The sequence below is a fragment of the Ancylobacter sp. WKF20 genome, from assembly GCF_029760895.1.
Classification (GTDB): domain Bacteria; phylum Pseudomonadota; class Alphaproteobacteria; order Rhizobiales; family Xanthobacteraceae; genus Ancylobacter.
Map to the genome: position 1 here is coordinate 101,260 of NZ_CP121679.1, position 22,723 is coordinate 123,982.

Annotated in this window: 25 protein-coding genes; 12 read left to right on the top strand and 13 right to left on the bottom strand. The window is 68.7% G+C overall.

The annotated features are described in order from the left end of the window. Positions 1-12: 12 nt before the first annotated feature. From AncyloWKF20_RS00480 to AncyloWKF20_RS00490, 3 genes are all read right to left on the bottom strand, one after another. Positions 13-873, bottom strand: coding sequence for a branched-chain amino acid aminotransferase (locus AncyloWKF20_RS00480; protein ID WP_279316025.1), 861 nt, complete (start codon positions 871-873; stop codon positions 13-15). A 173-nt stretch (positions 874-1,046) separates the two neighbouring features. Continuing rightward, positions 1,047-2,429 (bottom strand): dipeptidase, encoded by a 1,383-nt coding sequence (locus AncyloWKF20_RS00485; RefSeq protein ID WP_279316026.1) that lies wholly within the window; start codon positions 2,427-2,429, stop codon positions 1,047-1,049. Positions 2,430-2,478: 49 nt separating this feature from the next. Beyond that, complete coding sequence (locus AncyloWKF20_RS00490) at positions 2,479-3,981, bottom strand: helicase HerA-like domain-containing protein (RefSeq protein ID WP_279316027.1); 1,503 nt, start codon at positions 3,979-3,981, stop codon at positions 2,479-2,481. 161 nt (positions 3,982-4,142) lie between these two features. On the opposite strand from AncyloWKF20_RS00490, the gene folP reads away from it, so the two are divergent. Then, positions 4,143-4,985: a dihydropteroate synthase gene (gene folP / locus AncyloWKF20_RS00495; protein WP_279316028.1), complete on the top strand. Its 843-nt coding sequence runs from the start codon at positions 4,143-4,145 to the stop codon at positions 4,983-4,985. Beyond that, complete coding sequence (gene folK, locus AncyloWKF20_RS00500) at positions 4,972-5,514, top strand: 2-amino-4-hydroxy-6-hydroxymethyldihydropteridine diphosphokinase (protein ID WP_279316029.1); 543 nt, start codon at positions 4,972-4,974, stop codon at positions 5,512-5,514. The genes folP and folK overlap by 14 nt, the downstream gene beginning before the upstream one ends. Positions 5,515-5,566: 52 nt before the next feature. On the opposite strand, the gene AncyloWKF20_RS00505 is transcribed toward folK, so the two are convergent. After that, the gene (locus AncyloWKF20_RS00505) at positions 5,567-5,971 is read right to left on the bottom strand and encodes a hypothetical protein (protein ID WP_279316030.1); all 405 of its coding nucleotides are present in this window, start codon (positions 5,969-5,971) and stop codon (positions 5,567-5,569) included. Positions 5,972-6,152: 181 nt separating this feature from the next. On the opposite strand from AncyloWKF20_RS00505, the gene AncyloWKF20_RS00510 reads away from it, so the two are divergent. Beyond that, the gene (locus AncyloWKF20_RS00510; RefSeq protein WP_279316031.1) at positions 6,153-7,139 is read left to right on the top strand and encodes a zinc transporter ZntB; all 987 of its coding nucleotides are present in this window, start codon (positions 6,153-6,155) and stop codon (positions 7,137-7,139) included. A 69-nt stretch (positions 7,140-7,208) separates the two neighbouring features. Next, the gene (locus tag AncyloWKF20_RS00515) at positions 7,209-7,553 is read left to right on the top strand and encodes a hypothetical protein (RefSeq protein ID WP_279316032.1); all 345 of its coding nucleotides are present in this window, start codon (positions 7,209-7,211) and stop codon (positions 7,551-7,553) included. Positions 7,554-7,616: 63 nt separating this feature from the next. Here the strand turns inward: AncyloWKF20_RS00515 and AncyloWKF20_RS00520 are convergent, their stop codons facing one another. Further along, positions 7,617-8,213 carry a superoxide dismutase gene (locus AncyloWKF20_RS00520; RefSeq protein WP_279316033.1) on the bottom strand — a complete coding sequence of 199 codons (597 nt, stop codon included), beginning with the start codon at positions 8,211-8,213 and terminating at the stop codon, positions 7,617-7,619. A gap of 298 nt (positions 8,214-8,511) precedes the next feature. Here AncyloWKF20_RS00520 and AncyloWKF20_RS00525 point away from each other — a divergent pair, with 298 nt between their 5' ends. Next, positions 8,512-9,807, top strand: coding sequence for a hypothetical protein (locus AncyloWKF20_RS00525; protein WP_279316034.1), 1,296 nt, complete (start codon positions 8,512-8,514; stop codon positions 9,805-9,807). Between the two features lie 71 nt (positions 9,808-9,878). Here AncyloWKF20_RS00525 and AncyloWKF20_RS00530 read toward each other — a convergent pair whose 3' ends face one another. Together AncyloWKF20_RS00530 and msrB are read right to left on the bottom strand one after the other, a co-directional pair. Beyond that, complete coding sequence (locus AncyloWKF20_RS00530; RefSeq protein ID WP_279316035.1) at positions 9,879-11,975, bottom strand: S9 family peptidase; 2,097 nt, start codon at positions 11,973-11,975, stop codon at positions 9,879-9,881. Then, positions 11,972-12,403, bottom strand: coding sequence for a peptide-methionine (R)-S-oxide reductase MsrB (msrB, locus tag AncyloWKF20_RS00535; protein WP_279316036.1), 432 nt, complete (start codon positions 12,401-12,403; stop codon positions 11,972-11,974). The genes AncyloWKF20_RS00530 and msrB overlap by 4 nt, the downstream gene beginning before the upstream one ends. A 349-nt stretch (positions 12,404-12,752) precedes the next feature. Between msrB and AncyloWKF20_RS00540 the strand changes: the two genes are divergently transcribed. The 3 genes from AncyloWKF20_RS00540 to AncyloWKF20_RS00550 all read left to right on the top strand — a co-directional run bounded on the left by AncyloWKF20_RS00540 (position 12,753) and on the right by AncyloWKF20_RS00550 (position 14,601). Continuing rightward, on the top strand, positions 12,753-13,172 hold the full coding sequence (locus AncyloWKF20_RS00540) for a MucR family transcriptional regulator (protein WP_279316037.1): 420 nt from the start codon (positions 12,753-12,755) through the stop codon (positions 13,170-13,172). A 519-nt stretch (positions 13,173-13,691) separates the two neighbouring features. Next, positions 13,692-14,069 (top strand): chromosomal replication initiator DnaA, encoded by a 378-nt coding sequence (locus AncyloWKF20_RS00545; protein ID WP_279316038.1) that lies wholly within the window; start codon positions 13,692-13,694, stop codon positions 14,067-14,069. Continuing rightward, entirely contained in the window at positions 14,059-14,601 is a 543-nt protein-coding gene (locus AncyloWKF20_RS00550; RefSeq protein ID WP_279316039.1) for a DUF6456 domain-containing protein, read from the top strand. The genes AncyloWKF20_RS00545 and AncyloWKF20_RS00550 overlap by 11 nt, the downstream gene beginning before the upstream one ends. An 11-nt stretch (positions 14,602-14,612) precedes the next feature. On the opposite strand, the gene AncyloWKF20_RS00555 is transcribed toward AncyloWKF20_RS00550, so the two are convergent. Together AncyloWKF20_RS00555 and AncyloWKF20_RS00560 are read right to left on the bottom strand one after the other, a co-directional pair. Continuing rightward, positions 14,613-15,050 carry a SufE family protein gene (locus AncyloWKF20_RS00555; RefSeq protein WP_279316040.1) on the bottom strand — a complete coding sequence of 146 codons (438 nt, stop codon included), beginning with the start codon at positions 15,048-15,050 and terminating at the stop codon, positions 14,613-14,615. Positions 15,051-15,113: 63 nt separating this feature from the next. Next, positions 15,114-15,602, bottom strand: coding sequence for a DUF5330 domain-containing protein (locus AncyloWKF20_RS00560; RefSeq protein ID WP_279316041.1), 489 nt, complete (start codon positions 15,600-15,602; stop codon positions 15,114-15,116). Positions 15,603-15,803: 201 nt separating this feature from the next. On the opposite strand from AncyloWKF20_RS00560, the gene AncyloWKF20_RS00565 reads away from it, so the two are divergent. Together AncyloWKF20_RS00565 and AncyloWKF20_RS00570 are read left to right on the top strand one after the other, a co-directional pair. Beyond that, complete coding sequence (locus AncyloWKF20_RS00565; RefSeq protein ID WP_279316042.1) at positions 15,804-16,454, top strand: peptidoglycan-binding domain-containing protein; 651 nt, start codon at positions 15,804-15,806, stop codon at positions 16,452-16,454. A 16-nt stretch (positions 16,455-16,470) separates the two neighbouring features. Continuing rightward, on the top strand, positions 16,471-16,815 hold the full coding sequence (locus AncyloWKF20_RS00570) for a DUF1491 family protein (protein ID WP_279316043.1): 345 nt from the start codon (positions 16,471-16,473) through the stop codon (positions 16,813-16,815). 3 nt (positions 16,816-16,818) lie between these two features. Here the strand turns inward: AncyloWKF20_RS00570 and AncyloWKF20_RS00575 are convergent, their stop codons facing one another. Beyond that, the gene (locus AncyloWKF20_RS00575; RefSeq protein WP_279316044.1) at positions 16,819-18,120 is read right to left on the bottom strand and encodes a DUF2336 domain-containing protein; all 1,302 of its coding nucleotides are present in this window, start codon (positions 18,118-18,120) and stop codon (positions 16,819-16,821) included. Between the two features lie 179 nt (positions 18,121-18,299). On the opposite strand from AncyloWKF20_RS00575, the gene AncyloWKF20_RS00580 reads away from it, so the two are divergent. Continuing rightward, positions 18,300-18,476, top strand: a complete 177-nt coding sequence (locus AncyloWKF20_RS00580; RefSeq protein ID WP_279316045.1) for a hypothetical protein — start codon at positions 18,300-18,302, stop codon at positions 18,474-18,476. Here the strand turns inward: AncyloWKF20_RS00580 and AncyloWKF20_RS00585 are convergent. The 3 genes from AncyloWKF20_RS00585 to AncyloWKF20_RS00595 form a co-directional block, all read right to left on the bottom strand. Further along, positions 18,471-19,016 (bottom strand): DUF1254 domain-containing protein, encoded by a 546-nt coding sequence (locus AncyloWKF20_RS00585; RefSeq protein ID WP_279316046.1) that lies wholly within the window; start codon positions 19,014-19,016, stop codon positions 18,471-18,473. The genes AncyloWKF20_RS00580 and AncyloWKF20_RS00585 overlap by 6 nt on opposite strands. Further along, entirely contained in the window at positions 19,013-19,588 is a 576-nt protein-coding gene (locus AncyloWKF20_RS00590; RefSeq protein WP_279316047.1) for a DUF1214 domain-containing protein, read from the bottom strand. Before AncyloWKF20_RS00590 ends, AncyloWKF20_RS00585 begins: the two co-directional genes overlap by 4 nt. Before the next feature lie 90 nt (positions 19,589-19,678). Continuing rightward, a complete protein-coding gene (locus AncyloWKF20_RS00595; RefSeq protein ID WP_279317838.1) occupies positions 19,679-21,814 on the bottom strand; it encodes a PBP1A family penicillin-binding protein in 2,136 nt (711 codons plus the stop codon). A gap of 273 nt (positions 21,815-22,087) precedes the next feature. Between AncyloWKF20_RS00595 and AncyloWKF20_RS00600 the strand changes: the two genes are divergently transcribed. Further along, on the top strand, positions 22,088-22,693 hold the full coding sequence (locus AncyloWKF20_RS00600; RefSeq protein ID WP_279316048.1) for a cupin domain-containing protein: 606 nt from the start codon (positions 22,088-22,090) through the stop codon (positions 22,691-22,693). Positions 22,694-22,723: the final 30 nt, after the last annotated feature.

A 22,723-nucleotide genomic window follows, 5' to 3' on the forward strand; every position in this document is an offset into this window, starting at 1 on the left:
GGCGGGAGCGGGTCAGCTATGGGCGAAGTCCCAGTAGAGCTTGCGGGCGCGGCGATAGACCGGGCCGGGCTGGAGCTCGCGCTCCTCGATGCGGGTGATCGGGGAGACCTTCGAGTAGTTGCCGGTGGTGAACAGCTCGTCCGCGCCGCGAAAATCCTCCCAGCGCAGCGAGGTCTCGACCACCTCGACGCCCGCCTCGCGCAGAAGGCCGATGGTGCGGGTGCGGGTAATGCCGGCGAGGAAGGTGCCGTTGGCGGCGGGAGTGAAGGCGACGCCGTCCTTGACCATGAACACATTGGCGGTGGCGAGCTCGGCGACATTGCCGAGCATGTCGCACAGCGCCGCATTGTCGAAGCCGCGCTTATGCGCCTCGACCAAAGCGCGGGCATTGTTCGGGTAGAGCGCGCCGGCCTTGGCGTCGGTCACCGCGCATTCCACCGTCGGCCGGCGGAAGGGCGAGAGGGTGATGGAGGTGCCGTGCGCCGGGTCGGGCATGCCGGCCTCATAGAGGCTGAGGCACCAGCGGGTCGACTCGGCGTCCGCATCCACCGTGCGCGCGCCGGGATATTCGGCCCAGTACATCGGCCGGATATAGAGCGCGGCGTCGGGCGCGAAGTGCTTGAGCCCCTGATGGGTCAGCTCGATCCACTTTTCTACCGGCACCACCGCCTTCAGCCCCATCGCCACCGCCGAGCGGTTGACGCGCAGGCAGTGCAGTTCGAGGTCCGGCGTCACGCCCTCAAAGGCGCGGGCGCCGTCGAACACCGAGGTGCCGAGCCAGGCGGCGTGGGTGCGCACGCCCATGATCGGCACATTGCCCTCATGCCAGGCGCCGTCGAGATAGGTGAAGGTGCGGGTCCAGCTATGGGACATCGGAAGGCTCCGCGCGTCGCGGCCGCCTCACGCGGCCGGCAGTTTCGGGTGAGCGGTTCTGGCATGGCGGGGAAGACCCCGCCACGCGACTTTAGATCTTTGGCGGGGAAGACTCCGCCACGCGACTTTCGATCCGGGGCGGGGGCCGTCCCCGCCTCGCAGCGTTCGGTGCCTCAGGCGGCCAGCGCCGCCAGCACGCGCACCCAGCTGCGAATGCCCTTGTGGAAGGAGGCGAGGTCGTACTTCTCGTTTGGCGAGTGGATACGGTCATCATCCAGCGCGAAGCCGATGAGCAGCGTGTCCTGATCCAGCGTCTTCTTGAAATGACCGACGATCGGGATCGAGCCGCCCGCGCCGACCGTCACAGCCGGCTTGCCCCATTCATCGCCCAGCGCGGCACTGGCCTTGGCGAGGTTCGGGTTGTCATGGGAGACGGCGACCGCCGGCGAGCCCTCGCCGCCGCGGAACTCGACTTTGCAGTCGGCCGGGATGAGGCTGCGCACGAAAGCGCGCACCGCGTCGCGCACATGCACCGGGTTCTGCCCGGCGACGAGGCGGCAGGAGATCTTGGCGGTGGCGATTGAGGGGATGACGGTCTTCGAGCCCTCGCCAATATAGCCGCCCCACATGCCATTGACCTCGAAGGTCGGGCGCGAGGTGGTCATCTCGACCAGCGAGCGGCCCTGCTCGCCAATCGGCTGCGACAGGCCGATCGGGCCGAGGAACACTTCGGGCGTCAGGCCGAGCGTGTTCCACTGTGCCTTCACCTCCTCCGGCGGCTCGACCACGCCGTCATAGAAGCCGGGAATCGTGATGCGCCCGTCCGGCCCGTGCACCGCGCCGATGACCTTGGAGAGCACATGCAGCGGGTTGGCGGCGGCCCCGCCATAATAGCCCGAATGCAGGTCGCGATTGGAGCAGGTGACGACGATCTCGTCATGCATCAGCCCGCGCAGCGAGACGGTGATGGCCGGGGTCGTCGCGTTCCACATCGAGGTGTCGCAGACCAGCGCGAGGTCGGCGGCAAGCACGTCGCGGTTCGCCTGCAGGAAGGGTGGCAGGTTGCCCGAGCCGTTCTCCTCCTCGCCCTCGACCATGATCGTGACGTCGACGGGCAGCGTGCCGGTGACCTTGAGATAGGCGCGGCACGCCTCGACGAAGGTCATGACCTGGCCCTTGTCGTCGGAGGAGCCGCGCGCGACGATGCGCTTCACCCCGTTCGGGCCTTCGACGATCTTCGGCTCGAAGGGCGGGTTCTCCCACAGTTCCAGCGGATCGACCGGCTGCACGTCGTAATGGCCGTAGAACAGCACGCGCTTGCCGGTGCCGAGCTGCGAGATGCCGGTGACGACCGGGTGACCGGGCGTGTCGTTTAGCTTGGCAGTGAGGCCGAGGCCGACGAGATCGTCCACCAGCCACTGGCCGGCGCGGCGGCACTCGCTCGCATAGGCGCTGTCGGTCGAGATCGAGGGAATGCGCAGGAAGGCGAAGAGCCGTTCCAGGGCGCCGTCGAGATCGGCATCGACGGCGGCGAGGACGCGATCGAGATCGCTCATCAGAAGATTCCTTGTGCGAGTGGCCCCGCCGGGACGGGGGTAGGGAAGGCTAGCGCCGACGCGCCCCGCCGAGAATGTTGCGCAGGATGGCCTTGGTGACCTGATTGGTCACCTCGCGCGTCACCTGCCTCGTGACCTGTTCGCTGATCGTCATGCGTCCGCGCGTGCGCCCGCCGCCGAACAGCCCGCCAAGCACATCGCTGATCCAGCCGCCGCCGGCGGCATCGGCCTGTGTGGGGGCGGGCGTCTCCGGGGCCGGGCTTTCGGCGGCGCGGCGGGCGAGCATCTCATAGGCGGAGTCGGCGTCGAGCGTCTCATCATAGATGCCCCGGACCGGGCTGCGCTGGATCGCCACCCGCCGCAGCTCCGGCGTGATCGGTCCGACGCGGCCGGCGGGCGGGGCGATGAGCGTGCGCTGGACGATGGAGGGCGTGCCATTGCCTTCCAGCGTCGAGACCAGCGCCTCGCCCTTGCCGAGCTCGGTGATGACGCGGGCGGTGTCGAGCGCCGGGTTGGGGCGGAAGGTGTCAGCGGCCGATTTCACCGCCTTCTGGTCGCGCGGCGTGAAGGCGCGCAGCGCATGCTGCACCCGGTTGCCGAGCTGGGCGAGCACGCTTTCCGGCACATCCAGCGGGTTCTGCGTGACGAAATAGACGCCGACACCCTTGGAGCGGATGAGCCGCACCACCTGCTCGATCTTCTGCAACAGCGCCTTGGGCGCGCCGTCGAACAAGAGGTGCGCCTCGTCGAAGAAGAACACGACCTTGGGCTTGTCGGGGTCGCCGACCTCGGGCAGTTCCTCGAACAGTTCCGACAGCAGCCAGAGCAGGAAGGTGGCGTAGAGCTGGGGCGCGCCCATCAGCTTGTCGGCGGCGAGGATGCTGATCGTGCCATAGCCCGAGCGCGGCTCGACGCGCATGAGATCGCTGATCTTCAGCGCCGGCTCGCCGAAGAATTTGTCGGCGCCCTGATTCTCCAGCACGAGGAGCTGGCGCTGGATGGCGCCGACTGTGGCCGTCGAGACATTGCCATAGCTGGTGGTGAGCTTGCCCGCATTCTCCGCCACGAAGGCGAGCATGGCGCGCAGATCCTTGAGGTCGAGCAGCAGCAGGCCCTGCTCGTCGGCGACGCGGAAGACGACGTTGAGCACGCCTTCCTGCACCTCGTTGAGGTTCATCAGCCGCGCCAGCAGAAGCGGCCCCATCTCCGAGACCGTGGCGCGCACCGGATGGCCCTGCTCGCCGAACAGATCCCAGAAGATCACCGGGAATTCGTCCGGCACATAGTCAATGCCGATTTCCGCGCAGCGCTTGACGATCCAGTCCGGCCCTTCGCCGGGCATGGCGATGCCGGAGAGGTCGCCCTTGATGTCGGCGGCGAAGACCGGGACGCCGGCGCGCGAGAAGCCTTCCGCCAGCGTCTGCAGCGTCACCGTCTTGCCGGTGCCGGTCGCGCCGGTGGCGAGGCCGTGCCGATTGGCGAGCTTGAGCGAGAGATATTCGGGTTTGTCGCTGCGGCCGAGAAAGATCTTGCCGTCGATGTCACCGGACATGGTGGTCCTCTGCGGGCGTGTCTGACGCCACTTTAGAGCGCGCCGCGTGCGGCGAGGCAAGCCGGGGAATGGCGGACGCACCGCCCAGGTGAGCTCCGGCCCTTGCCTTCCGCCGCGTGGCGGGCGATTTGGTGGGAACGACACGCGACGCCGGAACCGCCATGGCTGCACTTCCTCCGCCCACTGACCGCCTTTTCGATGCGCGTGGCCGCCGGCTCGATTATGCGGGCCGCACGCTCATCATGGGCATCCTCAATGTGACCCCCGATTCCTTCTCCGATGGCGGGCGCAGCGCGGCGCTGGACGATGCGGTGGCGAATGCGCACCGCCTGGTCGCGGAGGGCGCCGATATTCTCGATATTGGTGGCGAATCCACCCGGCCGGGCCACACGCCGGTACCGATGGAGGAGGAGCTGCGCCGCGTGCTCCCGGCCATCGAGGCGCTGGCGGGGCTGCCCGTGCCGATCTCCATCGACACGCAGAAGGCCGCCGTCGCCGAGGCGGCGCTGAAGGCGGGCGCGGTCATCGTCAACGACATCTGGGGGCTGATGGGTGACCCGGACATGGCGCGCGTCGCCGCCGCTCATGAGGCCGGCGTGGTCGCCATGCACAACCGGGCGAGCGTCGATCCGACCGTCGATATCGTTGCCGACATCATCGCCTTCTTCGAGCAGGCGCTGGAGCGGGCGGCGCGCGCGGGCATCCGGCCCGACCGCATCGCGCTCGATCCCGGCATCGGCTTTGGCAAGAGCTTCGAGCAGAATCTGAAGGCCATCGGCTCGCTGGCCGAGATCGGCAAGCTCGGCTTTCCGCTGCTGCTCGGCACTTCGCGCAAATCGCTGATCGGCAAGGTGATCGAGACCACGCCGGCCGAGCGCCTGCCCGGCACCATCGCCTCTAACGTCATCGGAATCATGGCCGGCTGCGCGATGATCCGCGTGCATGACGTGGCCGCCCATGTGCAGGCCGCGCGGGTGACGGAGGCGATCCGTGGCGCCACCTGACTTCTTCATCCGCCGGCCGCGCAAGGTCGAGAAACGCACCGCCTATCTCTGCCTCGGCTCCAATCTGGGCGACCGGGCGGGCACCATGGCGAAGGCGGTGGGAGTGATCGCCCGCACCGGGCTCACCATCATCGCCCGCTCCTCGCTCTATGAGACCCCGCCCTGGGGGCCGGTGCCGCAGGGGCCCTATCTCAACATGGTCGTGGCGGTAGAGACCGAGCTGTCGGCGCGCGAGCTGCTCCACATGCTGCTGGGGGTCGAGCACGCCTTCGGGCGGGACCGCACGCGGGAGGTGCGTTTCGGGCCGCGCACCATCGACATCGACATTCTGCTCTATGGCGAGGACCGGGTGGATGAGCCGGACCTCGAAATTCCGCATCCGCGCATGATGGAGCGCGCCTTCGCGCTGATCCCGCTGGCCGAGCTGGCGCCCGATCTGGTGGTCGGCGGCGTGGCGGTGCGCGCGGCGCTGGAGACGCTGGACCGCTCCGGCATCGTCAGCGTCGAGCCACAGCCGGTCATCTACTGACAACGAAGGCGGCGGATCGCTCCGCCGCCCTGTTCATCCGGTGCTGTATGGCTCAGCGGCACACTTCCACGTCGCGCGAGCGGGGGTAGCCCCAGCGATTATAGAAGGTCTGGGTCTCCACCCAGCAGCGCGGGCGGTAGGGGCGGTAGCCCGGCCCGTAGGCCGGCACATAGCGCGGGCCGTAGCCGCCACCATAGCCACCGCCGTAGCCGTAACCACCACCACCGTAGCCATAACGCGGCGGGGGAGGCGGGGGCGGGGCATAGTAGTTATTTCCGCGGTCATAGTCGCTGGCAGCGGCGGCGGCGATGCCGCCGAGCAGCAGCCCGCCGGCGATCCCGGCCGCCACGGCGGCGCCGGTGTTGTTGCGCGCATAGGACGCGGTGGGAACCGAGGCCAGCGTCGCCCCGATCAGGGCAAGCGCGGCGAGCTTGGTGGGCTTTGCGAGGCGGATCATGGCGGTCCTCGTCGGAACTCTGCGGGTCGCTCGCGGCCGGTATTGGCCGTTGATGAAGTCAAAGCTAGAACGGTGCCCCAGAACCCAAGCTGAACCGGCTGTTGCAATAGGTTCATCAAACTGAACGCATTCCAATGCAGCCGTTCATCGGCTGTTCATGCCGAGCCGGAGGAGTGCGCGCGTGCCCGATTTCGATACGGAAGGCCTGGTCAGCGCCTGGATCTTCGACGGTGCCGGCGGCGCGCGCCGCGCCGGCTGGGAGGAGATCCATCAGGGTTCGCCCCGCGCGCCGGCCTTCATCTGGATCAGCCTGCAGCAGCTCGACCACCGCCACGGCCAGAGCTGGCTGAACAACGCTGCCGGCATCGATCCCGGCATCGTTGAATCGCTGGTGGCGGCGGAGACGCGCCCGCGCTGCGCGCTCTATGAGCACGGCGCGTTCCTTAATCTGCGCGGCATCAACCTCATGCCCTATTCGCTGCCGGACGAGATGCATTCGGTGCGCTTCTGGGTGGAGCCGAACCGCATCGTCTCCGTGCGCAAGCGCCCGCTCTCGGCCATGGGCGATTTCGAGGACGCGATCCAGCGCGGCCGCGCCCCACGCACGCCCGGCGAGTTCGTGGCCGACATCTCCATGCGCCTCGTCGACCGGATGGACACCGTCATCACCGCGCTCGCCGAGCAGGCGGACGAGCTGGAGGAGCAGGTGTTCAAGGCGACGCTGTCCAATCTCAGCATGAAGGTTTCGGAGGTGCGGCGCGTCGCCATCATCCTGCGCCGCTACATCGCCCCCCAGCGCGAGGCGCTGAACCATTTCTCGCTGGAGGATGCCGAGTGGCTCTCCCCGCGCGACCGGAACCGGCTGCGCGAGGCGGCAGACCGGGTGACGCGCTTCGCCGAGGAACTCGACTCGGTGCGCGACCGCGCGGCGGTGATCTACGACCAGATGGTGGAACGCCGCGCCGAGCAGATGAACCATTCCATGCTGGTGCTGGCGGCGGTGACGGTGGTGTTCGCGCCGATGACGCTGATTACCGGGCTGATGGGCATGAATGTGGAGGGCATTCCCGGCGCGCAGGATCCGAACGGCTTCTGGGCGGTGACCCTCATCGCCGGGCTGCTCGGGGCGGGACTGGTGGCGCTGCTGCGGGCGGTGCGCTGGCTCTAGCCGCGCGTCGCCGGTCGCCAGCCTCCTGTGCCCCCGCTAGGATGGGGCATCCGGCAGGGAGGGCGTGTCATGCGGGCTATGATGGCGATGGTTGTTGCGGGCGCGGCGCTCGCCGCCGGCGCGGGCGCGGCGCGGGCCTATGAGTTTACCGGCGCGTTTCCCGGCGGCGACTGCAAGGTGATGGCCCAGACCATTCCGCCCAACAAGCTCTGGTACGGCCATTTCACCGGCCAGCGCGAATGGGGGCTCTATCTCAACCGCCTGCAGACCCGCACGGTGGAGGGTTGCTTCCGCACCAAGGCGGAATGCGAGAACTGGCTGTACCAGTGGCGCTCGACCTACCAGTACAATTTCTGGGCGGATTACTGCGTCATCAGCGACCAGCCGCGCCCGCGCCGGCCCTATGCCGGGTAGGGCGCAGCAAAAAGGCGCCGGCCGGTGGGGCCGACGCCTTGAAAATGCTGATCGTCGAGGTGATCAGACGGCCTTGGAATAGAGCTCGGCCACGTAGTCCCAGTTCACCAGGTTCTCGACGAACGCCTTGAGATAGTCGGGACGACGGTTGCGGTAGTCGATGTAGTAGGAGTGCTCCCACACGTCGACGCCGAGGATCGGGGTCGCGCCGGAAACCAGCGGGCTCTCGCCGTTCGGGGTCTTGGCGATGACGAGCTTGCCGTCCTTGACCGCGAGCCAGGCCCAGCCGGAGCCGAACTGCGTCACGCCGGCCTGGATGAAGTCTTCCTTGAACTTCTCCACCGAGCCGAGATCCTCGACGATCTTCTTCTCGAGCTCGCCCGGGATGGCGCCGCCGCCATTCGGCTTCAGCCAGTTCCAGAAGTGCAGGTGGTTGTAGTGCTGGCCGGCATTGTTGAAGAGGCCGGCATTCTTGCCATAGGAGCCCTTCACGATCTCTTCCAGCGACTGGCCTTCCCACTCGGTGCCCTTGAGCAGGTTGTTGCCGTTGGTGACATAGGCCTGATGGTGCTTGTCGTGGTGATACTCAAGCGTCTCGCGCGACATATAGGGGGCGAGGGCGTCGTAGGAGTAGGGAAGCTCGGGAAGCGTGAAGGACATCGAAACTGTCTCCGCGAAATGAAATCCGGCGCCGCTCCGGCATCGGTTGCGGGTGCGTCGGCACCACGCCCGGCGGCTCCGTCTAGATAGGGCGGACCGCCGCGCCCGACAACCAAAAGCATCGCGTGCGCCGAAATTCTTCTCCGCCGAAGGTCGTAGGGGTGAAGGCGGTGGATAGACTGTCCACGAATTACCCGTGGAGGGGTGCATTTTCCTGTGCAGCTTTTGTAAAAGCAGGTCTGGACGTAAAGTCGACGTGAACAAGGCCGAGCGCGAATCGGTCGGGCGGAGTGAGTTGATGGGTGCAATTGTCATCGGCGTCGGCATGGCGGTAGCCGTTATCGGCATCGTCTGCGGCGTGTTAGGCCTGAACAGCTCGGAAACGACTTCCGGCGCGGCGGTGCTCACATCCGGCAGCATCGTTTTTGTCGGCGGGTTGCTGCTGGTGGCGCTGGGCCTGGTGCAGCGGGCGCTGGTGGACGTTGCCAACCGGCTCGACGGCATCATCCAGTTCGAGGAGGAGGAGGCGACCCACCTGCATCATGAGTTGCAGGAGCACGCCCACGCGCATCCGCTGGCCCTCGACGCCGACGGTTTCGATCCCTTCGCCGCCGAGCCGGAGCCCGCCGTGCCGGCCCCGTCCCGTCCCGCGAAGCCGGCCCGGCCGGCTCACGCCGCCGAGCTGGAACCCATCCCCGTGCCCAAGCCGGCGTCCCGCCCGGAGCCGAAGCCCGAGGCCCGGCCTGCTCCGAGGAGCGAGCCCAAGCCCGAACCTAAGGTCGAGGCCAAGCCGGAGCCGAAGCTCGAGCCTAAGCCGGAGCCGCGCCTCGAGCGCGCGCCGGACCTCGCGGCCGAGGCCGAGAGCCCGGTCGAGGCGGTCGAGACCGACGAGCGTCCGGCCCCCGCCGCCGGTGGTCTTCCCTCCTGGTTCCGCCGCAAGCGCGAGGCCGAGCCGGTGGTCGAGCCGGAGCCGCTGGTCGAGCCCGAGGCCCCCGAGACGGCTCTGCCCTTCGAGCCGCTGCCGCCCCCGCGTCCCGCCTCCGAGGTGGTGCGGGAGCCCGAGCGCGAGGTTCCCGTGCGGCGCGACCCGCCGCCCTTCTTGCGCAGCAGCCTGCCCGAGCGCGCCCCGGCGCCGGAACGTCCCGCCGCGCCGGCCGAGCGCCCGTTCTTCCCCGGCCTGACGCCGGACAAGCTGGAGCCGCGTGCCGAACCCCGGCGGGCTGCCCCCGAGCCGCGTGCGCCGGAACCGCGTGCGCCGGAACCGCGTGCACCCGAGCCGCGCCTCGCCGAGCCGGCGGTGCGCGAGCCCGTGCTGCAGGAGCCGCTGGTGCGCGATCCCTTCCCCCGCGCCGATCTCGGCCCGGATCCGGGCGCCCCGCCCGCTTTCCTGCGCGAGGCGGATCTGCTGGGCGACGACGAACTGGCGCCCGAGCCGGAGATCACCGTGCTCAAGTCCGGTGTCATCGGCGGCATGGCCTACAAGCTCTATTCGGACGGCTCGATCGAGGCGGACCTGCCGGATGGCACGCTGCGCTTCGCCTCGCTTCAGGATCTGCGCGACCACGTCTCCGGCGTCGCCCCGCGCGAAGGCTGAGACCGCCGGTCATCACCCACGAAAAAAGGGGCGCCATTGGCGCCCCTTTGCTTTTGGGAGGTGTCGCGCGTTTATTTTCCGCCGGCGACCGCTAGCGCAAAGGCATAGACCTGCGCGGTTTCCTCCAGCCGGTCGAACCGCCCGGCGGCGCCGCCATGCCCGGCTTCCATGTTGGTGCGCAGGAGCAGCGGATGGCTGTCTGTCTTTGTCTCCCGCAGCCGCGCCACCCATTTGGCCGGCTCCCAATAGGTCACGCGCGGATCGGTCAGCCCCGCGAGGGCAAAGATCGCCGGATAATCCTGCGCGCTCACATTGTCATAGGGCGAATAGGACCGGATATACGCGAAGGCCTCCGCGTCGGTGATCGGGTTGCCCCATTCCGGCCATTCCGGCGGGGTCAGCGGCAGCGTGTCGTCGAGCATGGTGTTGAGCACGTCGACAAAGGGCACTTCCGCGACGATCCCGGCGAAGAGCTCCGGGCGCAGATTGGCCACCGCCCCCATCAGCATGCCGCCCGCCGAGCCGCCATGGGCGACGATGCGGTCGGGCGCGACGATCTTCTCGCGCACCAGATGTTCGCCGGCGGCAATGAAATCGTGGAAGGTGTTGGTCTTCGCCGCCAGCTTGCCCTCGCGATACCAGCGCCAGCCCTTCTCCGTGCCGCCGCGAATATGGGCGATGGCATAGACGAAGCCGCGATCGACCAGCGACAGGCGCGAAGTCGAGAAGCTCGCGGGGATCGAGATGCCATAGGCGCCATAGCCATAGAGCAGGCAGGGCGCCGTGCCGTCGAGCGGCGTATCCTTGGCATAGAGCAGCGACACCGGCACCAGTTCGCCATCGGCCGCCGGCGCGAGCAGGCGCCGGGTGACATAGCGCGCCGGATCATGGCCGGAGGGCACCTCCTGGCGCTTCCGCAGCACGCGGGCGCGGCTCGCCACGTCATAGTCCCACACTTCGGTCGGCGTGGTCATGGAGGCGTAGGTGAAGCGGATCTCGGTCTTGTCGAAGCCATAGCCGGCATCGAAGCCGAGCGAATAGGCTTCCTCGGCGAAGGCGACCGCCTGTTCGCTGCCATCGGCGAGGGCGCGCACGACGAGGCGCGGCAGGCCGTCCTCGCGCTCCAGCCGCAGCAGATGGCCGCGCAGCACGGCAACCGAGAGAATAAGCCGGCCAGGCTTGTGCGGCACGATTTCCCGCCAGTTGCTGCGGCCGGGCGTGGCGAGCGGGGTGGCGACGATCTTGAAGTCTTCGGCGCCATCGGCATTGGTCTCGATGACCAGGCTTTCCGTGCCGTCGAGATCGGGATGATGCTCGACACCGTACCGCAGGCCCGCCGCGCGCGGCTCCACCAGCACCAGCGGAGCCCGCGGGTCGTGCCGGTCGATGAGCCAGGTTTCGCTAGTGTCGTGGTCGCCGCAGGAGATGAGGCCGAAGCGGCCGGACTGGGTCTGGCCGAGCGAGACGAAGAAGCCCTTGTCCGGCTCTTCATAAATCAGCACGTCATCGGCTGGGTCGCCGCCCAGAAGGTGGCGGTAGACAAAGCTAGGCCGGTGCTCGGGATCGCGGCGGATATAGAACAGATACGCCCCATCGGCGCTCCACAGCACGTCGCCGGTGGTCTCCTCGATCACGTCTGGGAGGTCGGCACCGCTGGCGATGTTGCGGACCCGCAGCGTGTAATACTCCGAGCCCGCCTCATCCGCCGTCCAGGCATAGAGCGCGTGGTCGGGGGACTGGTGGGCGTCGCCGAACTGGAAATAGGCCTTGCCCTCGGCGAGCGCGTCGCCATCCAGCAGGATAGTCTCACCGGCGACCGCGCCAGCCGGGCGGCGGCAGATCAGCGGATGCTGGCCGCCTTCGCGGAAGCGGGTGAAATAGGCGTAGGGCCCATCGGTGGCGGGTACGGACGAATCGTCCTCCTTGATGCGCCCGCGCATCTCCTTCACGAGGTCGCGGCGCAGATCGCCGAGCGGGCCGAACCACGCCTCCGTCGCCGCGTTCTCCGCCTCCAGCCATTGGCGGATGTCTGGCGCCAGAAGCGAGGGATCGCGCATGACCTCGCGCCAGTTCTCGGCGCGCAGCCAGGCATGTGGATCGCTCAGGGTGACGCCATGGATGGTGCGCACCAGCGGGGGGTGAGCGAGAGCAGAGGGCGTCTCGCTCACGGCGTGGCGTCTCCGGCCCGGTCGGGCGTGAAGGTCATCGCCACGCCGTTCATGCAGTAGCGCAGGCCCGTGGGGCGCGGCCCGTCCGGAAATACATGGCCGAGATGGGCGTCGCAGGTGGCGCAGAGCACCTCGACCCGGTGCATGCCGTAGGAGAAATCGTGCTTTTCCGTCACGGCCTGAGCGTCGACCGGCTGCATGAAGCTCGGCCAGCCGGTGCCGGACTCGAACTTGGCATCGGAGCGGAACAGCGGCGCATCACAGCACACGCAGCGATAGAGACCCGGCTCCTTCTGGCTCAGATGCGGGCCGCCGAAGGCGCATTCCGTGCCGTGCTCGCGGGTCACGCGATATTGCTCCGGGGTGAGCTGGGCGCGCCACTCGGCATCGCTTTTTATCACCTTGGGTCGACGAATAGCCTCGTTCATGGGATTTCTTCCTGATGATCTTCCATGAGATAATTGGACAGCCCCCATGCCGCAAGTGGGTGCGCCGTGGCGGGATCGCTCCGCGGCCGATCTACGCCGCGCTCGCCTTGATAATTCGTCGTAGGCTGGCGAGCTTTGCATGAGGCGACATAAAACACGCGACGAAAAGATGCGAATTTAGGTCGAAATATCTTGCGTGACATGTTTTTGAATTTTATCTATCCATCCATGTATCCTGACTAAGTGGTCTAGGATTAGTATGTCACGTATTGTTACGGATCTCGGCGCGAGCCTGCAGCTGCTGTGCGCCGGGTGGACCAAATTCCGTATGTCATCCAAAGAATGAGCCATGAGCGACACTCCGGACGTTGCCAATTATATAGAGCTTGCCGCCGATATCGTCTCCGCTTACGTGAGCAACAATACCGTTCCGGCGAATGATCTGGCCAATCTGCTGAGCGAGGTGCACAGCGCGCTGCAGCGTGTGACCAAGGTGGACGCCGAGCCGCCGGCGGAGCCGCTGCGCCCGGCCGTGCCGATCAAGAAGTCCATCGCGCCGGAATATCTGGTGTGCCTGGAGGACGGCAAGAAGTTCAAATCGCTGAAGCGCCACCTGCGCACGCAGTACAATCTCACGCCCGAGCAGTACCGCGAGAAGTGGGGCCTGCCGGCCGACTATCCCATGGTCGCCCCGAACTACGCCGCCGCGCGCTCCGCGCTGGCGAAGGAAATGGGTCTCGGCCAGCAGCGCCGGCGCACCGCGCGCTGACCCAATCCGCGGCCGGCCCCGCCGCTGTCGCCTGAATGAACGGCCGTCGCGCTCATCCGCGGCGGCCGTTTTCGTGTGGCGCAGGGCTCCTCGCCCGGCACTCAGCCAGCAGGCGGTTCAATGCCGCGTGGCGGCAGGCATCGTAGCCCGCGCCCTGAGCGGCTGCCCGGCGCTCCTGCCGCAGCAGCCGCGAGATGGCGGTGATCCGCTCCGCTGGTGTGCGCCCGATGAACGGGCGCAGCGCCGCCGCTCGCGCGGCGATCTGGGTTGCCGGCTCCTCCACGCGCGTGGCCCGGATACGCCGTGACCTGTCTCCCATGCGCCGTCCTCCCTCGTTGGTGAAGACCCGAGGATACGGCGCGTGAGAGATGCGAGGATAAAAATCCTAGAATTATGACGCGTCGCCGGTACGACGTCGCCCATTGATGTGGCGTGCATAGATCCAGAATGTTCGTTATTTGTTCTTGTCTCTCCTGCCGCGCCGAACTAGGCTTAAATTCCTAGTTCGTGGAGGCTGTCATGTATCACGCGTCACAGGGGCCCGGCCATTCCTCCGAGCTTCCGCCGCCCGTCTTCGCCCTGCCCGTTCCATTCACTATCTGCGCCGAGGCCGCCGCTCGGGCCAGCGGCGTCGCGCTGGCTGATTTGCTGGCGGCCGGGCGCGGGCCGCGTCGTGTGTCGAGCGCACGGGCGCTGGCGCTCTATCTCGCCCATGTCGGCCTCGGCATTCCGCAGGCCGAGGTCGCCGCCGCCTTCGGGCGTCACCGCACCAGCGTCGACCATGCGTGCGGACAGATCGAGGAGCGGCGCGAGGTCGCTGGATGGGACGGCTGGGTCGGCCGGCTGGAGGACGAGGTGCGCGCCCGCCTCATGGGGGAGTGTGGCCATGGGGCGTGAACGGGCGCTGGAGACCATCGAGGTCATGGTGGATGGCGTGTGCGCCCGGGTCGAGATCGATCTCGATGAATCGCCGCTTGGCTGGCTCGCCCGGCGTCGGGGGCGCGACGGCAGGGCGTTGATCGCGCCCGCCCAGTTGCTGGCCGGCGAGCGGCTGCGGGTCGATTTCACCCGCGCGCAGATGACGCCGCGCCTCACCGCCGACTGGAACGCCCCCGCCCGGCGCGGGCGAGGCAGTTCGCCGGGGCTCACCTTTTCCGAGGCGGCGCTGGCGGCGCGCGAGCGGCTCGGCGGCGCCGTGGAGGCGGTCGGGCCGGAGTTTTCCGGCCTGCTGCTCGATGTGTGCTGCTTCCTCAAAGGTCTTGAGGAGGTCGAGCGCGAGCGCGCCTGGCCCGCGCGCACCGCCAAGGTCGTGCTGGCGCTCGGGCTCGACCGTCTCGCCCGCCATTATGGCCTCGGGGATGCGGCGCAGGGGCCATCCCGCACCAAGGTGCGCGGCTGGACGGCGCCGGAGGAGACCGGACCGGCCTGAGCGCGGACGCTTCAGGCGGCGGAGGTCGCTAGCGCCTGCCGGGCATCGGCGCGGATGCGCTCGACCATGGAGCGCAGCCCGTTCGAGCGCTGCGGGGTGAGATGATCCTTGAGGCCGATCCGCTGGAACACGGCGGCCGGGTCGGCGGCGAGGATGTCCGGCGCCGGTCGGCCGGAGTAAAGCGCCAGCAGGATGGCGATCAGCCCGCGCACGATATGCGCGTCGGAATCGCCGAGGAAGGCGAGGGCCGGTCCTTCGGGGGCGGCGGCCGTCTCGCTGACCAGCCATACCTGGCTGGCGCAGCCCTGCACCTTGGTGGCCTCGCTGCGCGCTTCCTCCGGGAAGGGCGGCAGGGCGCGCCCGAGCTCGATCAGGTAGCGGTAGCGGTCGTCCCAATTATCGAGGAGCTCAAAATCCTCGATGATGCTGTCGATCGTGCGTGTGCTCATCAGCGCCTCTCAGGGGGCGCATATAGGGGCGCGGCAGGGCCCGGCGCAATGGCCGTCGGCGTCTCAGGCGGGCCTTTTCGGCGGCAGCGGCACGGATGAGCCGGGGGCGCCGGGCGTCGCCTCGACCGGAGACTGGGTCGGCGTGTTCGCGCCCGTGGCGGTGGGAGCGGTGGGCAACCTCGGGCCCTGCCAGGCCGGGCTGAGATCATGGGTGGTCAGCGTGTCGCCCGCCGGGGCACCGAGCGCGCGCGCGGCGGCCTTGCGCTTCTCCTCGACCAGCTGCTCGCTGATATAGGCAAGGGCGAACTGCGCGCCCGCCTGAGCCCGCTCGCCGATCATCTCGATCAGACCGGCGCCGATGGCGCAGGCCTGCGGCTGGCGGGAGCAGAAGCCCCCGGCATCCGCCACGGCGGAGGAGGCGGCGGAGAGGGCCTCCATCGGGCTCACCTTCGGCTCGCCCGTCGGCGCATGGCTCGAGGAGCCGCCGGTGATGCCCGGCAGCAGCAGGAGCACAAGCCCCAACCAGAAACACATGCGCAACAGAAAGAACATGACGCGTCCTGCGGCCGTCACCCACTACCTCAATGGCGTATCCTAGCGGCAAGACATTGCCCAACCGATGTCGCAAAGGCGCGAAATCGCTGGATTTTCGCAAGGGCTTGTTAAGCACGGCGGATCTTTTAGGGTTCGCTTAAGCCCCGCATGACACAGTGCGGGATCAACGCGCCAGGGGGGCGCGCCGGTTGGGTGGACATGCCGCGTTCCTACGCCAGCGACCTGCTCGTCGACGACATTGACCTGCCCGGAGAGCGCTTCGCCGGGCAGCCCTATCGCTCGGGCCGTCGCCGGTCCGATCTGTTCATGCTGTCCCTCGCGGCGGTGGCCAGCGCCGGCTTCCTGTTCAACGCGCTGTGGCTTCAGGGCGCCCGCCGGGACGTGCCCAAGCCCGTCAGCGCCCCCAATGAGCTGCGCCACGTGCCGATCCCGCCCGCAGCCCAGCCGGCGACGGCGCCCGAGGCCGCGCCGGAGCCAATGAATGCGGAGCCTGCCGCGCCGCCGGCCGCCGCGCCCGTCGCCGCCCCGGCGACCCCGCTGCCGCCAGTAAAGCCCGCTGCCCCGCCGCGCCCGGCGGCGCCCGCCGCCCCGGCTGCCGCCGTGGCTCCCGCGCCCGCCGCCGCCATGGTGCCGCCGGCCGACGTGGCGGTGTCGGCCCGTGTGATGGAAGTGCAGAAGGCGCTGGCGCGGCTCGGTTATGGCCCAATCCGCATCGACGGGCGCACGGGAGACGCGACGCGCGACGCCATTCAGCGCTTCGAGCGCGACCGCCGCCTGCCCGTCACCGGCGATATTTCCGACCGGCTGGTGCGCGAGCTCAACGCCGTCGCCGGCCTCACCATCCAGTAGGAAAACGAGCGGATCGATGCGGCTCAAAAGTGCCATCTGGGTCTCGGCGCTGATCCGCCGGGCCAATGGCGCGGGGGCCTTCGCCGCCGTGCGTCGGCGCGGGGCGGAGGAGGCGGGGGCCGTCTTCGTCAAGGCGACGCGGCTCGACGGCACGGCGACGCTGTACGGGCCGGCCATGCCCTCGCTCGACGGCGATTATGAGCCCGGCGAGCGGCTCTTCGCCGCCATCGTTCCCGAAGGCTCGACCGAACTCGACTGCGAGGAGCGGATGCGCCGGGAGATCCGCTTCGATCCCGACTTGTGGTTCGTCGAGATCGAGGACCGTGAGGGCCGGCATTTCCTCGACACCGTCAGCCAGTAAGCTTCAGCCGCGCTCGCGCTGGCCCTCGGTCTCGCCCGTGGCGAGCGGCGCGGGCCGCGCCGCCGCATAGCTGCGGATCGGCGGGACATCCTCGGCGCGCTCGCTTCGCCCCCGGCGGGCGCCGCGCCACTGCGCGACGAGGTGCTGGGCGCTGCCGACCGGCAGGGAATCGAACATTTCCGCCAGCCGGGTCATCTCGCCCGCCGAGCGTCCGGTCGCCGGGTGGAGCCGGAACAACATGCGCGAGAGGATGGCGAGTGACAGGCCGAGCACGCGGGCGGCGACGGCCAGCGCCTGCCCGCTCTCATCCGCGACGATCCGCTGGCCGGTTGCCGGCGCAAGATCGAGCGCCTCAGCCAGCAGGCCGGCGAGCCGCGCCTTGTCGTCCCCCTTGGCGGCGTCCAGCAACGCCTCGGTCAACGCATCGCCGCCCCCGCTGACGCGCTCGGCCAGCGGCAGCGGGGGGAGGGTCACCAGCCGTGCGAGCAGGGTCGTGCGTTCTTCCGGGCTGGCGTTGAAGAAGGTAAGGTCGGGCGAGGCTTCCGGGGTACGTGGCATAGGAGCCTCCGCGCGGGCCGGCGCCGCTTCCTGCCGGGGAGAGGGCGCCGGGGGCGCAGGCGGCGTCGCTGTGGCGGCAGCCGACATCCCGGCCGTGTCGGCCTCGTGCGGGCGCTCTGCCGGCTCGGCCGTGGTGGGCATGGGCTCGGAGCCTGCCGCGGGTGCCGTGTCGGCGTGTACGGCCATCAGCGTGTCGGTCAGAGCGTGGAGGGCAGGGCCGTCTTTCACAGCGAGCGTCGCGCCCGCTGCAGTTTCGCCGGTTACGGTTTCGCCTGACACGGTTTCGCTCATCGCGGGAGCGGTCGCAATCGGAGGCTCATCCAGCAGCGCGGCGAGCCGCTTGGCGAGGTCCGGCGAGACATCCCGCCGGGCACCGATAGCGGCGCGGTGATCCGGCGCGGCGGTGCGGGCGAGTTCGACCAGATCGTCATCCGTCAGCACCGGTGAGAGGCGCAGCACCGGCCCGGCTACCGCCAACGGTCCACGGGCCAGATGCAGCATGAGCTGACGGGGCAGATCGGTGCGCGCGGCGATCTCGCGCACATGCTTGGCTGCTACCGGGATATCCACGGAATCGAACAGCCGCCGTGCCAGCGTGGCAAAGCGCGCCTGCTCGGCCGGGCCGTGATCGGGGGCCTGGATGTAGAGTTTCACCAGCGCGCGCAGCATCTCCGGCCGCGTGTCCTCGTGCCGGCGACGCGCATCGTCGATCAGGTCTTTGAGGCCGGAGCCGGGTGTGGAGGGCATGGGCAGGCTGGCTGGAGAATCGGGTGCGGCGGGCCACAACAGCCTCGCGAAACCAAGCTAGGGCTGGATCGTTAGCAAGCCGTTAACCATGACCCTTTGTTATGGTGGCGTGCGGTTGACGTAACGCAGCGTCCCGGCCGGGACAGACCGGTCACGGGGCGACAGCTACGGAGGGCGAGATGGGCTCGATCGTGCCGTTCCCCACACGTCGCAACCCGGCGGACGGCCGTCCGCGCCGGGTGATCCTCGGCGATGCGGCGGAGGTCATTATTCTGCCGGTGGTGCAGATGGTGCGGACATCCCCCGCGCTGGCAGCACCACTTGTCGCCTCGGCCGTCCCGCGCGAGACGCTATGAGGCGCTGCTGCAGCGGGCCATGTCGAGCCGCGTGCGCACCTGCTCGCGGGCGCCGCGCTCGCGCACCAGCGCGCGAATGAGCACGACGCCCTCCAGGCTCGGTGATTCCACCACGAGCCGGTCCGCCGCCGTCACATCCGCATCCTCCGGCAGCGCGGCGCGCTGCTTGGCGGTCATCAGGTCGAGCACGATCAGGCTGCGGCCGGCCGAGCGGTCATTGATGGCGTAAAACGGCAGGCCGTAGCGGGTGTAGAACGAGATCGAGGTGTAGTCGTCGGTTGGCGGCACCTGGATTTTCACCGGGCCGTCCGCGAGATCATAGAGGCAGACGGCGGTCACGAAGGCCGGGTCACTGGCCGGCAGAACCGCCCCGTCGACGCCCGGATCGTCGATCCCGGTAACGGTGTTGAGCTCGCCGACCGCCGCGAGACGGGCATAGGCGTCCTGGTCGGCGACATAGGGCATGAGCAGCACGCCGACGAGATGGACGATGCCGCCAAGCACCACGCCGGCGAGAATGGGCAGGATCAGCCGCTTCATGGACACCGCTCCGTCATGAGCTTCGGCATGGCCGGCGCGTCGCTGGTGCGGCTGGCGAGGCCGACGGGGGTGTCGTAGAGGCGGAGTGTCAGGACGATGTGTCCGCGCGCGCCGGTCGGCAGCCAGTTGCCCGCCCGGGCGCGAGGGCCAAGCGCGACATCAAGCGTGCCGTCGCGGTTCCATACCACCTCCGGGCTGGTGAAGCCGCTGCGCTGGGCGGCGTTCTCGATCAGCCGGCCGCGCTCGTCGGTGACGGTCAGCGTCCAGAAGCGCGCCTGCGGCACGGTGCCGGAGAGGCGCAGGTCGCAGCGCCCGTCAAGCGCCTTGCCGGCATCGTCCGTGGTGGCGACGAAGGCGATGCCATCGGCCAGTTCCAGCGGCAATTCGCCGGCGCGGGCGAGCGCGGCGCGCGCATAGGGGTCGGCATCCTCGGTCCCCGCCTTGGGCCAGGCCTCCCACGCGCCGGAGCGGATCGCCGTCGGGCCATAGCCGCGCACCGTGGTCACCCAGGTGAGGCCGAGGCCGATGACGGCGCCGATGGCCAGCGTCAGGAAGAAGAGCAGGGCGCGCAAGGGCGGATCAATCCGAGGCGGTGACGGGGCGCCCATGCATGGGCGCGCGGGTGCGGAAGGTCAATCCGGCCGACACGAACATCACCGCCCTCAATTGCTGCCCGTCGCCACCGGGGTGGCGATATCGGCGGCGGCGGTCGGGCGCCGAACCGGCTGGCTGGCGGCGTCGCGCATCCGGGCGGAGAGGCCCATCAGCCGCTCGGCGGCGGCGGGAGACAGGGTGACCGGCCGGCGCACGCCCTCGATCTGCAGGGCGGAGGCTTCCGCGACGGCGCCGTCGAGCACCGGCGGAGGCTGGTTGCCGAGGCCGGGCGTCGGCTTGATCTCGATGCCCTGATGGGCGAACGCCATCACCTTTTGCCACGTCATGGCCGGCAGCGAGCCGCCGGTCATCTTGCGGGTCGAGGTGTAGTCGTCATTGCCGAACCAGATGGCGCCGACATAGTTGCCGGTGAAGCCAACGAACCACGCGTCGCGATAGGCATTGGTCGTGCCGGTCTTGCCGGAGACCTTGGTGCCCGGGATCATCGCGCGTCGGCCGGTGCCGTTCTCCACCACGCTGTTCAGCATGGGGTTGATCATGGCGATGATGTTGGGCGGGATGACCTGCTTCGACTTCGGCCCGTCCTGCGCGAAGTTCCACACCGGCTCGCCGGCGGGGGTGCGCATCTCGATCACCGCATGGGGCGAGACCGACATGCCGCCATTGGCGAAGACGGCGTAGCCCGTCGCCTGGTCGAGCACCGTCACCTCGGCGGCGCCGAGGGGCAGGGCGCGGGTGATCTTGAGCTCGCTCTTCACGCCCATGGCATGGGCGAGATCGACGATGCGGCCGCGACCGATATTTTCGGCGAGCTTCACCGCCACCGTGTTCAGCGAGCGGGTCAGCGCGTTGATGAGGGTGATCGAGCCGGCATAGGAGCGGCCATAATTCTGCGGGCACCAGTTGCCGATGCAGATCGGCCCGTCCACCACGATGGTCTGCGGGGTGTATTTCCCGGTCATGAGCGCGGCGGTATAGACATACGGCTTGAAGGACGAGCCGGGCTGGCGCAGCGCGTCGGTGGCGCGGTTGAACTGGCTCTCGCCATAGTCGCGCCCGCCGACCATGGCGCGCACCGCCCCGCTCGGCTCCATCACCACCATGGCCGACTGGCTGGCGCCATAGTCCTTGCCGAACTGGCGCAGGCTGTCGCGAATGGCGGTGTCGGCGGCCTTCTGGATGTTCGGGTCCAGCGCCGTGCGTACGATGAAGGAGCGCTCGGCATAGCTCTTGGGCAGCGTGTCGACGATGCCCTTCACCTCGTTGAAGGCGTAGTCGAGGTAATATTCCGGGACGTCGTCCTGCTTGCGGTCCACCGGGGTGGCCGGGTTGCGGCGGGCGCCGAACACCTGGCCTTCGGTCATGAAGCCGGCATCGACGAGGTTGTCGAGCACCACCGAGGCGCGCCCGCGCGCCGCCGGCAGGTTCACATGCGGGGCAAATTTCGAGGGCGCCTTGAACAGGCCGGCCAGCATGGCGGCTTCCGCCAGATTCACGTCGCGGGCGGACTTGCCGAAATAATACTGCGCCGCCGCGTCCACGCCAAAGGCGCCGCCGCCCATATAGGCGCGGTCCAGATAGAGCTTCAGGATCTGGTTCTTGGTCAGGTGGAATTCGAGCCAGAGCGCGAGGAAGGCTTCCTTGATCTTGCGCTCCAGCGTGCGCTCATTCGACAGGAACAGGTTCTTGGCGAGCTGCTGGGTGAGCGAGGAGCCGCCCTGCACCACGCCACCGGCCCGCGCATTGGACAGAACCGCGCGGAAGGTGCCGGGGATGTCGATGCCGAAATGCTCGTAGAATCGCCGGTCTTCGGTCGCCAGCACCGCCTTGATGAGGTGGTCCGGGAATTCTTCCAGCGGCACCGTGTCATTGTGGCGGATGCCGCGTTCGCCGATGGTGTTTCCGTACCGATCAAGGAAGGTGACGGAAAGCTCGGCCCGCTTCAGCCAGTCGTCGGAGGTTTCCTTGAAGGCGGGGATGGCCAGCGCCAGCATGAGCACGGCGCCGACCGCGCCCCAGGTCATGCCTTCGGAAGCCAGCGCGATGGCCCAGCGGCCGGGTCCCTGCACGTTGAAGCGTTCGGTGAAGGCGACGAAGCTGTCCCAGCCCGAGCGCAGATTGACGCCGCTGGAATAGATCGTGCTGTCGATCCAGGAATCGATGGCGAGCAGGATATTGCGCAGGCGTCGTCCCCCGCGCGGGCGCGGTGCGTCCTGCCCGGCCGGGCTCTCCCCGGTCGCGTCCTCGTCCGGTCGACGCTCGCTCACGCCGTCGTCTCCATGCCACCCGCCCCCGCGCCCTTATAGCGAAGCCCGGCAGGGCAGGCGAGGGCTGTCGCGGATCGCCCGTGATGCCGGGGTGATCCCGATATTTCACAAACGTGAAAATATGTCTTGCGAATCTCTCCATGATTCCACGATGATGAAATTCAATAAGGGCAGGCGCGAGGGGCCGTCATGGAGGAGAGGGCAGAAACCCGCGAGGACGCCGCCGGCGCGGCCGATATCGGCACCCGGCTCGGGCAGATGATCCGCGCGTTGCGGCGGGACCGGAAGCTCACGCTGGCGGCGCTGTCGGAGGCGACGGGCCTCTCCCTCGGCCTCCTCAGCCAGATCGAGCGTGGCCTATCCGAGCCCTCGGTGAAGGCGCTGCACCTGATCGCCGGGTCGCTTGGCGTCACCGTCGGCTGGTTCTTCCGCGAGGACGCCGCGCCGGCCGAGCCCGCGCCTGATGAGGTGGTGGTGCGCCGGGGCGCCCGCCGCCAGCTCACCTATGCCGGCGGCATCAGCGACGAGTTGCTGACCCCGCAGATGGGCGGCCAGCTCGAATTCCTGCTCTGCCGCATCGCCCCCGGCGCGGGGATCGAGGAGGGCTATGCCCATGAGGGCGAGGAGGGCGGCTATGTCGTCGCCGGCACGCTCGAACTCACCGTCGAGACCCAGAGCTGGACCCTGCAGGCCGGCGACAGCTTCGGCTTCGCCTCGCACCGGCCGCACCGCTACCGCAACCCCGGCACGCACGAGACCGTGGTGATCTGGGCCGTCACGCCCGCCTCCTTCTGATCCCCTCACCACCGCCAGCCAGAGGCTTCG

Coding starts and splice junctions, on each gene's coding strand:
- AncyloWKF20_RS00515 (WP_279316032.1), top strand. CDS start 7,209: ATGCGGGCTATGATGGCGATGGTTGTTGCGGGCGCGGCGCTCGCCGCC.
- AncyloWKF20_RS00505 (WP_279316030.1), bottom strand. CDS start 5,971: ATGATCCGCCTCGCAAAGCCCACCAAGCTCGCCGCGCTTGCCCTGATC.
- AncyloWKF20_RS00560 (WP_279316041.1), bottom strand. CDS start 15,602: ATGTTCTTTCTGTTGCGCATGTGTTTCTGGTTGGGGCTTGTGCTCCTG.
- AncyloWKF20_RS00485 (WP_279316026.1), bottom strand. CDS start 2,429: ATGAGCGATCTCGATCGCGTCCTCGCCGCCGTCGATGCCGATCTCGAC.
- AncyloWKF20_RS00585 (WP_279316046.1), bottom strand. CDS start 19,016: ATGAAGCGGCTGATCCTGCCCATTCTCGCCGGCGTGGTGCTTGGCGGC.
- AncyloWKF20_RS00525 (WP_279316034.1), top strand. CDS start 8,512: ATGGGTGCAATTGTCATCGGCGTCGGCATGGCGGTAGCCGTTATCGGC.
- folP (WP_279316028.1), top strand. CDS start 4,143: ATGGCTGCACTTCCTCCGCCCACTGACCGCCTTTTCGATGCGCGTGGC.
- AncyloWKF20_RS00545 (WP_279316038.1), top strand. CDS start 13,692: ATGTATCACGCGTCACAGGGGCCCGGCCATTCCTCCGAGCTTCCGCCG.
- AncyloWKF20_RS00480 (WP_279316025.1), bottom strand. CDS start 873: ATGTCCCATAGCTGGACCCGCACCTTCACCTATCTCGACGGCGCCTGG.
- AncyloWKF20_RS00555 (WP_279316040.1), bottom strand. CDS start 15,050: ATGAGCACACGCACGATCGACAGCATCATCGAGGATTTTGAGCTCCTC.
- AncyloWKF20_RS00575 (WP_279316044.1), bottom strand. CDS start 18,120: ATGCCCTCCACACCCGGCTCCGGCCTCAAAGACCTGATCGACGATGCG.
- AncyloWKF20_RS00550 (WP_279316039.1), top strand. CDS start 14,059: ATGGGGCGTGAACGGGCGCTGGAGACCATCGAGGTCATGGTGGATGGC.
- AncyloWKF20_RS00540 (WP_279316037.1), top strand. CDS start 12,753: ATGAGCGACACTCCGGACGTTGCCAATTATATAGAGCTTGCCGCCGAT.
- AncyloWKF20_RS00565 (WP_279316042.1), top strand. CDS start 15,804: ATGCCGCGTTCCTACGCCAGCGACCTGCTCGTCGACGACATTGACCTG.
- AncyloWKF20_RS00490 (WP_279316027.1), bottom strand. CDS start 3,981: ATGTCCGGTGACATCGACGGCAAGATCTTTCTCGGCCGCAGCGACAAA.
- AncyloWKF20_RS00520 (WP_279316033.1), bottom strand. CDS start 8,213: ATGTCCTTCACGCTTCCCGAGCTTCCCTACTCCTACGACGCCCTCGCC.
- AncyloWKF20_RS00600 (WP_279316048.1), top strand. CDS start 22,088: ATGGAGGAGAGGGCAGAAACCCGCGAGGACGCCGCCGGCGCGGCCGAT.
- AncyloWKF20_RS00570 (WP_279316043.1), top strand. CDS start 16,471: ATGCGGCTCAAAAGTGCCATCTGGGTCTCGGCGCTGATCCGCCGGGCC.
- msrB (WP_279316036.1), bottom strand. CDS start 12,403: ATGAACGAGGCTATTCGTCGACCCAAGGTGATAAAAAGCGATGCCGAG.
- AncyloWKF20_RS00580 (WP_279316045.1), top strand. CDS start 18,300: ATGGGCTCGATCGTGCCGTTCCCCACACGTCGCAACCCGGCGGACGGC.